This window comes from Pseudomonas sp. SST3 (assembly GCF_003325755.1).
Genome location: NZ_QORI02000041.1, coordinates 1 through 14,503, shown reverse-complemented (window position 1 = coordinate 14,503; position 14,503 = coordinate 1). Strand labels below are relative to the sequence as shown.

Below are 14,503 nucleotides of genomic sequence, written 5' to 3'. Positions count from 1 at the left end.
CGTACATAGCGATGCCATGCGCTACGAATGCCATGCCGGAAGCCTTATTGCTGGCGTGGCGCTCAGAGGCCAGCTGGCGACTGTCAAATAAAAGCCTGTTGGCGACAGCAACCGCCTGCTCTAGCAGGCGGCTACCTTGTGATCCTCATGAACGGGAACGAACGAACTGACCGACGAGTCAACAGAGCAGAACCTGTTAACCACCTTTAGGAGCTGCTCATGTTCGATAAGTCGTCGCACAAGTTTGAGGTCAATTACATCTTCCAGAACGACCCGCGCGTTCAGATCATCGAGTCTGAGGAGGAGCGCATGTCCCAAGGCAGCGCCGCTCGGCATCTGATCGAACTGCATAACGGTGATGCCGAGAACAGCCTGGTGATGCCGGAGGCGAACGCCGACGAAGCCAAGCTGCTGGAGCAGGCCGAGGTCATCGGCATCACCGATATCCGCGTGACCAAGCTGGTCCACGAACATGAGCCGGGCACCACACCCGGCCATTACCAGCAGCCATAAACGAAAAGAGCCGCGGTAAGCGGCTCTTTCTTTTCCTGGCGCTTTACTCAGCCGTGATACTTGGCCGACAGCTCGTGCACCGACTCGATGAAGGCGCCAGCGTGGGCTGGATCGACTTCTGGCGTGATGCCATGGCCCAAGTTGAAGACGTGACCTTCACCCTGACCGAAACTCGCGAGAATGCGGCCAACCTCGGCACGGATCGCCTCCGGCTTGGCAAACAGCACACTGGGGTCCATGTTGCCCTGCAACGCAACCTTGTCACCGACCCGCGCCCGCGCGTTGCCAATATCGCAGGTCCAGTCGAGGCCCAGCGCTTCAGCTCCGGTGTCAGCCATGGATTCCAGCCACAGGCCGCCGCCCTTGGTGAACAGAATCACCGGCACGCTGCGCCCGTCGTGCTCGCGAATCAGGCCGTCGACGATCTTCTGCATGTAGGCCAGGGAGAATTCCTGATACGCCGCTGCCGACAGGCTGCCTCCCCAGGAGTCGAAAATCTGCACTGCTTGAGCACCGGCTAGAATCTGCCCATTGAGGTAGCTGGTCACCGACTGCGCCAGCTTGCCGAGCAGTGCATGCATGGCCTGCGGGTTTTCGTAGAGCATCGCCTTGGATTTGCGGAAATCCTTGGAGGAGCCGCCTTCGACCATGTAGGTCGCCAGCGTCCAGGGGCTGCCGGAGAAGCCGATCAACGGGACTCGGCCATTCAACTCGCGGCGAATGGTGCGCACCGCGTTCATGACATAGCCCAGATCCTTCTCAGGATCCGGGATCGGCAGCGCCTCGATGTCGGCCATGCTGCTGACGACTTTCTTGAAGCGCGGCCCTTCGCCAGTCTCGAAGTACAGCCCCAGCCCCATGGCGTCAGGCACGGTGAGGATGTCCGAGAACAGGATGGCGGCATCCAGCGGATAACGCTCTAGCGGCTGCAGCGTGACCTCACAGGCAAGCTCGGGGTTCATGCACAGGCTCATGAAGTCGCCCGCCTTGCTGCGGCTGGCCCGATATTCCGGAAGGTAGCGTCCGGCCTGACGCATCATCCACACCGGGGTGACGTCGACAGGTTGCTTGAGCAGGGCGCGGAGGAAGCGATCGTTCTTCAAGGCAGTCATGTCTGGGTTCCAGCAAAAGAGTGGCGGCATTGTCGCAAAGCGGAAAACAAAAGGCACGGCGAGCGCCGTGCCTTTTATCTATGGGCTTGATTCAGATCAGACGGCTAGGCGTTGTGCAAGCCAAGCGTAAGGTGGATGTCGCCTCTTAGATCCACCTTGCGCTGCCCGGTGGGTCGATGAAGTGGCCTCCCCTACGAATCAGACTTCAAGATAGTCCAGGATACCCTCCGCGGCCTGACGGCCCTCGAAGATTGCCGTCACCACCAAATCGGAGCCACGCACCATGTCGCCGCCCGCAAAGATTTTCGGGTTGCTGGTCTGGTGCTTGAACTGTCCCATCTCCGGCGCTATGACACGGCCCTGGTTGTCGGTCTGGATGCTCTGCCCTTCGAACCAGTCGGCCGGGCTCGGACGGAAACCGAACGCAATGACCACGGCATCGGCCGGCAGCACTTCTTCGGAACCGGGAATCGGCTCGGGGCTGCGACGGCCGCGGGCATCCGGCGCGCCAAGACGAGTCTCGACCACCTTGACGCCCTCGACTTTGCCTTCGCCGACAATGGCAATCGGCTGGCGGTTGAAGAGGAACTTCACACCCTCTTCCTTGGCATTCTTCACTTCCTTGCGCGAACCGGGCATGTTTGCCGCGTCGCGACGGTAGGCGCAGGTCACGCTCTTGGCGCCCTGACGAATGGAAGTGCGGTTGCAGTCCATCGCCGTGTCGCCGCCACCGAGGACTACGACCTTCTTGCCCTTCATGTCGACGAAATCTTCCGGCGACTTCTCAAAGCCGAGGTTGCGGTTGACGTTGGCAATCAGGAAGTCCAGCGCGTCGTGTACGCCAGGCAGATCTTCACCGGGGAAGCCGCCCTTCATATAGGTGTAGGTCCCCATGCCCATGAACACCGCATCGTAGTCGGCCAGCAGCTGTTCGATGCTGATGTCCTTGCCCACCTCGGTGTTCAGGCGGAACTCGATGCCCATCCCGCCGAAGATCTCGCGCCGGCGGCTGAGGACGCTTTTTTCGAGCTTGAATTCGGGAATACCGAACGTCAGCAGACCACCGATCTCGGGGTTCTTGTCAAAGACCACCGGGGTAACGCCGCTGCGTACCAGCACATCGGCACAGCCGAGACCGGCAGGGCCGGCACCAATGATCGCGACCTTCTTCCCGGTCGGCTTGACCTTGGACATGTCGGGGCGCCAGCCCATCGCGAATGCGGTATCGGCGATGTATTTCTCCACCGAACCGATGGTAACCGCGCCGAAGCCATCATTGAGGGTACAGGCACCCTCACACAGACGATCCTGCGGACAGACTCGTCCACAGACTTCCGGCAGGGTATTGGTCTGGTGCGCCAGTTCGGCAGCGGCAAGGATGTTGCCCTCGGAAACCAGCTTGAGCCAGTTTGGAATGTAGTTATGAACCGGGCACTTCCACTCGCAATAGGGGTTGCCGCAACCCAGGCAGCGATGGGCCTGCTCGCAAGCCTGCTGCGGCTTGAAGGGCTCATAAATCTCGACGAACTCTTTCTTGCGCTGGCGCAGCAGCTTCTTCTTCGGATCCTTGCGCCCGACTTCGATGAACTGGAAGTCGTTATTAAGACGTTCAGTCATTTCAAAACCTCTTAGCGGCAGCCGCAAGCACAAGGCTGCTGGCTGCATGACAATCACGGAGCGGGGCGGGCCTCGGACTCAGGGCCGAGGCTTGCCGCTTGAATCTGCTTTTATTGGGGGTTGGCCCGAGTGGTCGACAGCAACGATGCCAGGTTGGCCGCCTTCGGCTTGACCAGCCAGAAGCGCCGAAGGTAATCGTCGAGCTCTTCCAGAAGCATCGCACCCCAAGCGCTGCCGGTCTCGGCGACGTACTCGTGCAGTACATCTTGCAGATGGCTACGGTGAGCTTCCATCGCCTCGCCTGTAATACGCTGCAGGTTTACCAGCTCGTTGTTCACCCGATCGATGAAACTGTTATCCATATCCAGCACGTAGGCGAACCCACCGGTCATACCGGAACCGAAGTTGTATCCGGTCTTGCCAAGCACGCAGACGAAACCGCCGGTCATGTACTCGCAGCAATGATCGCCAGTACCTTCCACGACCGCGTGTGCACCGGAGTTACGCACAGCAAAGCGCTCACCGGCGGTGCCGCTGGCAAACAACTTACCTCCGGTGGCGCCATACAGGCAGGTATTGCCGACGATGGCTGAATGCTGCGATTCGAAAACGCTGCTCTTCGGCTGGGTGATCACCAACTTTCCGCCGGTCATACCCTTGCCGACGTAGTCGTTGGCATCGCCTTCCAGATACAAGTGCAGGCCACCAGCGTTCCAGACACCGAAACTCTGACCAGCAGTGCCCTTGAAGCGGAACGTGATTGGTGCATTCTTCATGCCCTGGTTGCCGTGCACCCGAGCGATCTCGCCTGACACACGCGCACCGATGGAACGGTCGCAGTTGCAGATTTCCAGCTCGAATTCACCGCCGCTCTTGGCATCGATGGCCGCTCGCGCGAGCTTGACCATCTCTTCGGCCAGCAGGCCCTGGTCGAACGGTGGATTCTTTGCCACTTCGCAGAACTGCGGCTTGTCAGCCGGAATGTGATCGCTGCCGAGCAGAGGCGTCAGGTCGAGATGGTTCTGCTTGGATGTGTCGCCGGGAAGCAGCTCGAGCAGATCGGTACGCCCGATCAGCTCCTGCAGGCTGCGCACACCCAGCTTGGCCAGCCATTCACGGGTCTCTTCCGCGACAAAGGAGAAGAAGTTGACCACCATGTCGACCGTGCCGATGAAGTGGTCCTTACGCAGCTTGTCGTTCTGCGTCGCGACGCCGGTGGCACAGTTGTTAAGGTGACAAATGCGCAGGTATTTGCAGCCCAGCGCAATCATCGGTGCGGTACCGAAGCCGAAACTTTCCGCGCCCAGGATCGCCGCCTTGACCACGTCGAGGCCGGTCTTGAGGCCACCATCGGTCTGTACCCGTACCTTGCCGCGCAGATCATTGCCGCGCAGGGTCTGATGAGTCTCGGCCAAGCCAAGTTCCCAGGGCGAGCCGGCATAACGGATCGACGTCAGTGGCGAAGCACCCGTGCCGCCGTCGTAGCCGGAGATGGTGATCAGATCCGCATAGGCCTTGGCAACACCCGCCGCAATGGTACCTACGCCAGGCTCAGCCACCAGCTTGACCGACACCAGCGCAGTCGGGTTGACCTGCTTGAGGTCGAAGATCAGCTGTGCCAAATCCTCGATCGAATAGATGTCATGGTGCGGTGGCGGTGAAATCAGGGTGACGCCCGGTACCGCATAGCGCAGCTTGGCGATCAGGCCGTTGACCTTACCGCCCGGCAGCTGACCACCTTCGCCGGGCTTGGCGCCCTGGGCAACCTTGATCTGCAGCACTTCGGCATTGACCAGATATTCTGGCGTGACACCGAAACGGCCCGTCGCGACCTGCTTGATCTTCGAACTGCGCTCGGTGCGGTAGCGCGACGGATCTTCGCCGCCCTCTCCCGAATTGGAGCGCGCACCAATGCGGTTCATCGCCTCGGCGATCGCCTCGTGAGCTTCAGGCGACAACGCGCCGAGCGAAATGCCAGCCGAATCGAAGCGCTTGAGTATCTGCTCGAGCGGTTCGACCTCCTCGAGCGCCAGCGGTTGGTCCGACACCTTGAGCTTGAGCAGGTCGCGCAGCATCGCCGCAGGGCGCTGATCGACCAACGCGGTGTATTCCTTGAAGCGGTTGTAATCGCCTTCCTGCACTGCCACTTGCAGCGCCGCAACCACATCCGGGTTATAGGCATGGTATTCGCCACCATAGACGAACTTCAGCAGGCCGCCCTGCTGGATCGGCTTGCGCGCGCTCCACGCTTCTACCGCGAGCGCCTTCTGCTCGGCTTCCAGATCACTGAAACGCGCGCCCTTGATACGGCTGGCGACGCCACGGAAGCTGATGTCGACGACTTCATCGGCCAGGCCCACGGCTTCGAACAGCTGGGCGCCACGGTACGAGGTGATGGTCGAGATGCCCATCTTCGAGATGATCTTCAGCAGGCCCTTGGATATGCCCTTCCGGTAGTGCTTGAACACTTCGTAGAGATCGCCCAGCACCTCACCTGTGCGGATCAGATCGCCGAGCACTTCGAAGGCGAGGAACGGATAGACCGCTGTCGCGCCGAAACCGATCAGTACCGCGAAGTGATGCGGATCACGTGCAGTGGCGGTTTCCACCAGAATGTTGCAGTCGCAGCGCAAGCCGGTTTCGATCAGGCGATGATGCACCGCGCCAACGGCCAGTGACGCATGTACCGGCAGCTTGCCCGGCGCGATATGGCGATCGCTGAGGATTAGCATGACCTTGCCGCTGCGCACGGCTTCTTCGGCTTGGTCAGCGATGCTGCGCACCGCAGCTTCGAGGCCAATGGATTCGTCGTAGTTGAGGTCGATCAGCTGGCGATCGAAGCCTGGACGGTCGAGCTCCATAATCGTCCGCCACTTGGCCGGAGAGATTACCGGAGTGGTCAGAATCGCGCGGTTGGCATGATCGGCGGTTTCCTCGAAGACATTCCGCTCGGCACCCAGGCAGGTTTCCAGCGACATCACGATGGATTCACGCAGCGGGTCGATCGGCGGATTGGTGACCTGCGCGAACTGCTGGCGGAAGTAATCGAATGGCGAACGCACGCGCCGCGACAGCACGGCCATTGGCGTATCGTCGCCCATGGAGCCGACCGCTTCCTGACCCTGCTCGGCGAGAGGCCGCAGCACCTGGTCACGCTCCTCGAAGGTGACCTGGAACATCTTCATGTATTGCTTGAGCTGGTCGGCATCGTAAAAGGCCGAGCCATGGTCGTTATCGTCCAGGGTCGACTGGATGCGCAGCGCATTCTGGCGCAACCATTTCTTGTATGGATGCTGGGATTTCAGGCGGTTGTCGATGTCATCGGTATGCAGCACCTGACCCGTTTCGGTATCCACCGCCAGGATCTGGCCCGGCCCCACGCGGCCTTTGGCAATGACGTCCTCGGGCTTGTAATCCCACACGCCGACTTCCGATGCCAGGGTGATGTAACCGTTAGTGGTGGTCACCCAGCGCGCCGGACGCAAGCCGTTGCGGTCAAGCAGACAGATCGCGTGGCGGCCGTCGGTAAGTACCACTCCGGCGGGACCGTCCCACGGCTCCATATGCATGGAGTCCACGGCTCCATATGCATGGAGTTGAACTCGTAGAAGGCCCGCAGATCCGGGTCCATGGTCTCGACGTTCTGCCAGGCCGGCGGAATGATCATGCGCAGTCCGCGGAACAGATCCATACCGCCGGTGACCAGCAGCTCCAGCATATTATCCATGCTAGATGAGTCAGAGCCGGTCCGGTTGACCAGCGGATCGAGGCTTTCCAGGTCCGGCAGCAGCTCGTTGGCGAACTTCAGCCGACGCGCCTGTGCCCAGTTGCGGTTCCCGGTGATGGTGTTGATCTCACCGTTATGAGCAAGGAAGCGGAACGGCTGGGCCAGCGGCCATTGCGGCATGGTGTTGGTGGAGAAGCGCTGATGAAATACGCAGATGGCGGTCGCCAGACGCTCGTCGCCGAGATCGGGATAGAACTGCGCCAGGTCGGCCGGCATCATCAGACCTTTATAGATGATGTCCTTGTCGGAGAGGCTGCAGACATAGAACTCCTTGTCGCCAGCCAGTGCGACTTCGGCGCGGCGGCGAGCGAAGAACAGCTTGATGCCGAACTCGCGCTCGGACAGTCCTTCCGCACAGACGAACACCTGCTCGATGCGCGGCAGGCGCTCCAGCGCCAGGCGACCGAGCACGGTTGTGTCGACCGGCACCTCGCGCCAGCCGACCAGGGTCAGCCCTTGGGCTGCAATCTGTTCGTTGAGGCTGGTTCGAGCCGCGTCGGCCTTGGCGGCGTCCTGACTGAGGAAGATCATGCCGACGGCATATAGCGCCGGTAGTTCAGCATTGAAATGCTGCTTGGCCATGGCACGCAGAAACGCATCGGGCTTCTGCATCAACAACCCGCAGCCATCGCCGGTCTTACCGTCGGCGTTGATCCCGCCTCGGTGAGTCATGCAGGTGAGCGATTGAATAGCGGTCTGAAGCAGGTGATGGCTTGCCTCGCCCTGCATGTGGGCGATCAGACCGAAGCCGCAGTTATCCTTGAACTCTTCAGGACGAAACAGACCTGCTCTCATAGGCACTCCACCAGCTAAATGCGTTGTAAATCAACCCCTTATTGACGGCGCACGGAACCGCCCCGTCATACACGTGGGCAAAAGGGGGAGCAGTTTACAAAGCCCGGTAGAACGACACAATTTATTTTTGCAAGCCCCAAAACAGTGCATTACGCACTTTTTTGGGGCGATTATCAGCGAGCCTGCGTAATCTCCTGTTGCACACTAGCGAAACTCCGCGCCCAAGGCTTGCCTGCCCTCAACGAGGCCGGCAGCGCCTCGATGGCTTCCAGCGCAGCACTACGGGTGGAAAAGGACCCGAGGGTGACAACGTATAGCGGCTTGCCCTCGTGCTGCTTGACGAAGTACCGGAAGCTATCGCCATGCTGCTGAACCAACGCCTTGGCGTTGCTCTGGGTACGCGTCCCCAATACCTGAACCAGGTAATTGGTTTTGGGCTGACTGCTGTACCAGCTTGCCGCCGAAGCAACCGCGCCGGGCTTCTCGGTAACCTGCTGCACCGGATTCTGGGACTCCTCGGTTACGGGCCGGAGCTCAGCCGGCTGGCTCTGGGCTGTAGTGGGAGCTGCCGCTTCGGCGGGAGCTTGAACGGCACTGGGTGTCGGTTCGACGGCGATTGTCGGCTCCTCCGCTGGCGGCTCATCCCGCTCTGTGCTGCCGGCGGCCGCAAGGGGTTCGCGTATGATCGGCTGGTCCAGCTGAGGTTGGCTGACGTCCGGCCTAGACTCTTCCACCGCACCGTCCCTGTCCGCTGCAGCTCCATTCACATCAAGCGGCAAGCTGGTGGTGGTCGGCACCACCGATTGATCATCGGAATTACGCATAAGCAACGCGATCACAACGATACAAACGACCGCAGCCAACGCCAACACGTGCTTCATCGGCAAGGGTAAACTCCATCCACTCGGCTTTCGCTGCCCTTTGGAGTGCTGCATCGCATCGAGAAGCTCGTCACGAGCCGCCTGGTTGATTGCACCAGGCCAACCGCCAGCATCCCCATGGATACGCTGGATCTGCTCTTCGCTGAAGCAATCCAGCCCCGCCCCGGCACCCTCGAGACGCAACGCCAGATATTCGCGCGTCTCGTCTTCCTCGTAGGGCTGAAGCTCGATCACGTGAAAGCGCTCCTCACCCTCGACCAACGCCTCCAGCCGGGCAACCAATGCCTGCTCGCCGAACAGGAAGACATGCGGTCGCCCCTCGGGATTGCCCTCGGCCAATCGCAACAGCGTTTCGACCGCAGCGCCGGTAAGTCGCTCTGCATCATCAACCAGCAGGTAGACCTCCTGCCCGGTCAGTGCCAACTGAATGATTTGTCCCATGATCGATTCAAAATCAGCATGCTGACTACCGAGCGCCTGCGCGATCTGTTGCAGGACGATATTCGAATCGATGGTGTCTTGCGGTGAAATGACCACGCTCTGGACGGCCTGCTTGTTGCTGCTCGCAACAAGTGCCTGGCGCACCAGTGTCTTGCCACTTCCTTCGGGTCCCGTTACCACTAACAGCAGCTGGCTATAGCGAGCCAGATGATGCAGCTGCCCAAGCACCGGCTTACGTTGGGCCGGGAAAAACTTGAAGCCAGGCACGCGCGCAGCGAAGGGGTCATGACTGAACCCATAGTGGTTCAGGTACGAATCGTCAGCAGACAAACTGGTCATGGAAATCTCTTAGGTTCTTGATTCTTGCGAAAGCGCGTCGTAGTTGGCGTTCAATGTGGCTTCCAGCGCCTCCCGCGGGAAATCGCTCGTGATCACAGCTTCGCCCAGCCGCTTGAGCAGCACCAACCGCAATTGCCCGTTCAGGACCTTCTTGTCGACTGCCATATGCTGCAGAAAATCCTCGGCACGCATATCAGCTGGAGGCACTACCGGCAGGCCGGCACGCGACAGCAAGCGCACCGCACGGTCTCGATCCTCGACGGAGATCCAACCGAGCCGATGCGACATCTCAAGCGCCATGACCGTGCCCGCTGATACCGCCTCGCCATGCAACCAGACGCCGTACCCCTGATGGGTCTCGATGGCATGACCGAATGTATGACCCAGATTCAGAGTGGCACGAATGCCTGATTCACGCTCATCCGCACCGACGACCCTTGACTTTGCCGCACAGGAACGCCGTATCGCTTCGGTCAACGCTGCCTGCTCCAAGCCGCGAAGCTTATCCACGTTATCTTCGAGCCATCCCAGGAACGGCTCGTCGCAGATCAGGCCGTACTTGATGACCTCAGCCATGCCGGCGGACAGCTCGCGAGCCGGCAATGTTGCCAGCGTAGCGGTATCAATCAGCACTGCCTGCGGCTGATAGAACGCCCCGATCATGTTCTTGCCGAGCGGATGGTTAATGCCCGTCTTGCCGCCCACCGATGAGTCCACCTGAGACAGTAGGGTCGTTGGAATCTGGATGAAGTCGACGCCACGCTGATAGCTGGCGGCGGCGAAACCGGCCATATCGCCAATAACACCGCCGCCCAGCGCGATGATCGTGGTGTTGCGGTCATGCCTGGCCGTCAGCAATGCATCGAAGATCAACTGCAGCGTCTGCCAGTTCTTGTGCGCTTCACCATCGGGAAGCACAACCGGAGTAATGGCATAGTCGGCGAGGCTGCGCGAGAGCCGCTCTAGGTAGAGAGGCGCAACGGTGTCGTTGGTGACGATCGCAACCTGTTTGCCGCGGATATGGCGGGACAACAGCTCACCGCGATCGAGGAGCTGCTCGCCAATGAATATCGGATAGCTACGCTCGCCGAGATCGACATGTAGAGTCTGCATAGGTCCCCTCACGATCAAAGGGAGCTAGGATAGCGCAGATTGATCCAGGCTTTCACGAGGGGCCAGGGACTGAAGCTGGCCGAGGATTTCCACCACCACCAGCCGCGGGGGGCGTTCGTCCGTCTGGATGATGATATCCGCAATTTCACGGTAAAGCGGATCACGCACAGCCATCAGACCGGTCAGGATCTCGCGAGGGTTAGGAGCTTGCAATAGCGGGCGATTGCGGTCCCGGGAGGTGCGGTCAAGCTGCTGCTCGACTGAAGTGCACAGGTAGATCACCCGACCGCCAGCACGTAGCAGGTGGCGATTATCTTGCCGGAGCACCGCGCCACCACCCGTTGCCAACACCACGCCCCGCGTCTGACACAGAGCTTCGATAGCGGCATGTTCCCTCTCGCGAAAACCCTGTTCACCCTCGACATCGAATATCAGCGGGATGCTGGCACCCGTGCGCTGCTCGATCTCCTTGTCGGAATCCCGAAAGGCAAGACGAAGCTCCTTGGCGAGCAGGCGTCCGATGGTGCTCTTACCGGCTCCCATCGGACCTACGAGAATGATGTTTTCCAACGAAATCAACGACTCACTGCGATAGCCTGGTGATTCAGGATTCTAGGTGTCAGGAATACTAACAGCTCGGACTTAGCATCTGTCACAACATCGCGACGAAACAAACGGCCCAAGTATGGTACATCACCAAGGAATGGCACTTTGTCCACGCTCCTAGATTGACTGTTCGAGAACACGCCACCGATTACAACAGTCTCTCCGTCATTTACCAAGACCTTGGCATTGACCTCGTTCTTGTCGATCGGAGGAACCCCATTCATCGCGTTTCGGAAATCTGGCGCATCCTTCGTAACTTTCACATCCATGATAATTCGATTATCCGGCGTGATTTGCGGGGTTACCTCAAGGGATAGTGCCGCTTCCTTGAACGAAGTGCTGGTCGCGCCGCTGGAGCTCGCCTCTTGATACGGCACTTCTGTGCCTTTCAGAATCTTGGCTGTCTCTTTATCTGCTGTCATGACTTTTGGCTGGGATACGACCTCCCCATTTCCGGTCTTTTCCATTGCAGAAAGCTGAAGGTCGAGTAGGACGTGATCCGAAATAAATCCGATTCCAAAGCCCGATGTGCTACCGAGAACGCCCATATCAACAAATGGAACCGGGGCCACTCCCTCGTCCAGCGTGAAGTTACCGACGGTATCTGTACCCGGCAGCCTCAGGACCCCATCATCGTCAACCGACCTGGCGCCGTCCTTTCCGTACGCACTCCATTGATCCCCTACGTAGCTACCGCCCCAGCGCACCCCAAGCGCTTTGTCATAGTCAACATTCGCCTCGACAATCCGTGCCTCAATCATCACCTGCCTGACCGGAATGTCCAATTGAACCACGATGCGGCGAAGTTCGTCCAAACGCTCCTGAGTCTGATAGGCAATGATATTGTTTGTGCGGTCATCAACCGCAATAGAGCCCCGCTCATCGGAGTGTCCGTCAACCGCAGTCACCGACTGAAACAGCTTCGCAATATCAGATGCGTTGGCGTAATTGACCTGTACGACTTCACGACGCAGAGGCGCTAATTCGGCAATCTGACGCTTGGCCTCAAGCTCCTGGCGCTCACGCGCAGCGATCTCGTCTGCCGGAGCAACCAGCAGTACGTTACCAACCTGACGCTTATCGAGGCCCTTGGTTTTAAGCACGAGGTCAAGCGCCTGATCCCAGGGCACGTTCTGCAAACGCAGCGTGATATTGCCCTGCACGGTATCGCTAGCCACGAGATTGAGGTCGGTAAAGTCTGCGATCAGCTGCAGAACGGAGCGCACATCAATGTCCTGGAAGTTCAGCGACAGCTTTTCGCCAGAATAAGTGAAATGCTCGGCCTTGCGCTTCTCGGCATCCGCTTCGCTAAGCGGCTTGACGCTGATCGTCAGCTTGTCATCGGTCTGGTAGGCGAGATAGTCATAACGTCCGCTGGGCTCGATAGCGATGCTCGCGCCATCGCCCTTGCTGCTCGAATCGACGAACTTAACCGGAGTGGCAAAGTCCTGCACGTCCAGCCGAACACGGAGCGATTCCGGCAGTTGGGTCTTGGCGAATGAGACGCGAATCTTGCCGCCCTGCTCTTCTATGCTCGGGCTGATCGATGGGTCCGACAGGGTAATGACCACATTGCCGGCGCCGTCTTCGCCGCGACGAAAGTCGATGTTGCTGATCGCCTTGTCCGCAGCCATGGCAGAGGCCGGCGCGGCCCGGCTCACTGGCACAACCGGAGCTGCCGAGACCGCAGCTGGCGATGCGCCGCTTTCGCCGAGCACGACGAACAGATTATTGCCGTCCACACGAGTCGAATAAGGAACCAGCGACGTAAGATTCACGATGAGACGAGTTCTTCCTTGGGCCTCGACCACCGTCACACTCCGCGCGTTGCCTACGCCAAGCTCGTGATTCTTGGAAGCCAGCTTGCTCGATACACCTGGCAGATCAAGGGCGATGCGCGCTGGTTGGTCGAGTGTGTAACCGCGCGGAGTCGCTACCGGCTCGTCGAAAGCCAGCTTCAACTCAACACGGTCACCAGGTAGCGACGCGACGTCAAGCGAGTTCAGATTTGCCGCTAGCAGAGCGGGCGAAATTAGCGCCGCCAGCAACGACAAACCGAGACGAGAGAATGTGGTATTCATAAAAGGCTTCCGTTGTGCAGACCGGTATAGGTTTTCCATTTTTGCCATGACTCAAGAACGCTCTTTCAAGGTCAGGCTACGCGGGCGCTCAAGCCACCCACCCTCTCCGTCCGGAACGATTTCGAGCACATCCACCTCGGCCTCGCTGATCTCAACGATACGGCCATGGTTGCGCCCCAGATAGTCACCGACCTTGACTCGGTGAACCCCGTCACCACCTTTGATCAAGGCGTACGTACCCCCGCCATTGGTCAGCGTGCCGACCATGACGAAGTTTTCGATGTTGAATTCCTCGAGAAACTGCTTGATGCGCGTCTCGTCGGGGCGAATGTCTTTCGACCCCTTCTGCCGCTGAGTCAGATCGATCTTCATCGGCGGCTGAAACGGATGGCGCAGCGACGCAGCACTGTAGGTAAAAGCTTCATACGGAAGAAATGCCGGCAACGGCTCAATCGTCCCTTTTGGCTTGGCTCGTACTTCAGTCATGTACGCGCGTAAGTCCTCGAAATCTCCGCTTGCGCCGCATCCTGTCAGCAACACGAGCCCCAGGCCCAGCGCGATAAGTCGGGCTCCGTTCATTTCTGCAGCCCCTTGTCGTTATAGCGATAGGTCTTCGCCAAGATGCTCATGTGCAATTTTGAAGATGACTCTTTGCTGTGGGGCTTTATTTCGAAATCGTGCAGGGTGACGATCCGCGGCAAGCTCGCTACGCCACTGACAAAAGTCGCGAGGTCGTGATAGCCACCAACCACTTTGATCTGTATCGGCAGTTCGATGTAAAACTGCTGGGTCACTTCTGGCTGCAGTTTGATTTCCTCGAACTCCAGCCCACTACCCAGACCGGTATGGGTGATGTCCTCAAGCAGGCCTGGAACTTCGGTGTCGCTAGGTAATTGACGCAGCAAGGCGCCAAACGACGCTTCCATTTCGACCATTTGCTCCTTGTAGGCTTCAAGGTTCGCAGCCTGGAACGCCTTCGTGGAGAACTGCTGCTTCAGCGTTTCCTCCTGCGCCCTTTGCTGGTCGAGACTGGCCTGCATATCGCTGAGATAGAAGTAGTACCCGCCACCAAGGACCAAAACCATTAGCAATATCGCAGCGATAACCTTCACTGCTGCGGGCCAGGAGCCCAGGTTGTTCATGTCCAGATCGGATAGATCTACACTACGGAGGCTCTCCATGGAGCTCGCCAGACTCATGGCCTATCTCCCTCAGCAG

General features: G+C 59.2%; 9 protein-coding genes and 1 pseudogene. 1 reads left to right on the top strand and 9 read right to left on the bottom strand.

Annotation, left to right across the window (positions count from 1 at the left end):
* The first annotated feature begins 219 nt into the window (after window positions 1-219).
* The gene (locus tag DQ405_RS22300; protein WP_168426182.1) at window positions 220-513 is read left to right on the top strand and encodes a hypothetical protein; all 294 of its coding nucleotides are present in this window, start codon (window positions 220-222) and stop codon (window positions 511-513) included.
* A gap of 47 nt (window positions 514-560) precedes the next feature.
* On the opposite strand, the gene hemE is transcribed toward DQ405_RS22300, so the two are convergent.
* From hemE to pilO, 9 genes and pseudogenes are all read right to left on the bottom strand, one after another.
* Window positions 561-1,625, bottom strand: coding sequence for a uroporphyrinogen decarboxylase (gene hemE / locus DQ405_RS22295; protein ID WP_168426181.1), 1,065 nt, complete (start codon window positions 1,623-1,625; stop codon window positions 561-563).
* Window positions 1,626-1,823: 198 nt separating this feature from the next.
* Window positions 1,824-3,242, bottom strand: a complete 1,419-nt coding sequence (locus tag DQ405_RS22290) for an FAD-dependent oxidoreductase (RefSeq protein WP_168426180.1) — start codon at window positions 3,240-3,242, stop codon at window positions 1,824-1,826.
* A gap of 110 nt (window positions 3,243-3,352) precedes the next feature.
* Window positions 3,353-7,824: pseudogene (gene gltB, locus DQ405_RS22285) on the bottom strand (glutamate synthase large subunit).
* Window positions 7,825-7,997: 173 nt separating this feature from the next.
* Window positions 7,998-9,485, bottom strand: coding sequence for an SPOR domain-containing protein (locus tag DQ405_RS22280; protein ID WP_168426179.1), 1,488 nt, complete (start codon window positions 9,483-9,485; stop codon window positions 7,998-8,000).
* A 9-nt stretch (window positions 9,486-9,494) separates the two neighbouring features.
* A complete protein-coding gene (aroB, locus tag DQ405_RS22275) occupies window positions 9,495-10,598 on the bottom strand; it encodes a 3-dehydroquinate synthase (RefSeq protein ID WP_168426178.1) in 1,104 nt (367 codons plus the stop codon).
* 24 nt (window positions 10,599-10,622) lie between these two features.
* On the bottom strand, window positions 10,623-11,168 hold the full coding sequence (gene aroK / locus DQ405_RS22270) for a shikimate kinase AroK (RefSeq protein WP_168426183.1): 546 nt from the start codon (window positions 11,166-11,168) through the stop codon (window positions 10,623-10,625).
* 5 nt (window positions 11,169-11,173) lie between these two features.
* Complete coding sequence (pilQ, locus tag DQ405_RS22265) at window positions 11,174-13,285, bottom strand: type IV pilus secretin PilQ (protein ID WP_168426177.1); 2,112 nt, start codon at window positions 13,283-13,285, stop codon at window positions 11,174-11,176.
* 51 nt (window positions 13,286-13,336) lie between these two features.
* Window positions 13,337-13,864: a type 4a pilus biogenesis lipoprotein PilP gene (gene pilP / locus DQ405_RS22260; RefSeq protein ID WP_168426176.1), complete on the bottom strand. Its 528-nt coding sequence runs from the start codon at window positions 13,862-13,864 to the stop codon at window positions 13,337-13,339.
* Window positions 13,861-14,484 (bottom strand): type 4a pilus biogenesis protein PilO, encoded by a 624-nt coding sequence (pilO, locus tag DQ405_RS22255; protein WP_168426175.1) that lies wholly within the window; start codon window positions 14,482-14,484, stop codon window positions 13,861-13,863. The genes pilP and pilO overlap by 4 nt, the downstream gene beginning before the upstream one ends.
* Window positions 14,485-14,503: the final 19 nt, after the last annotated feature.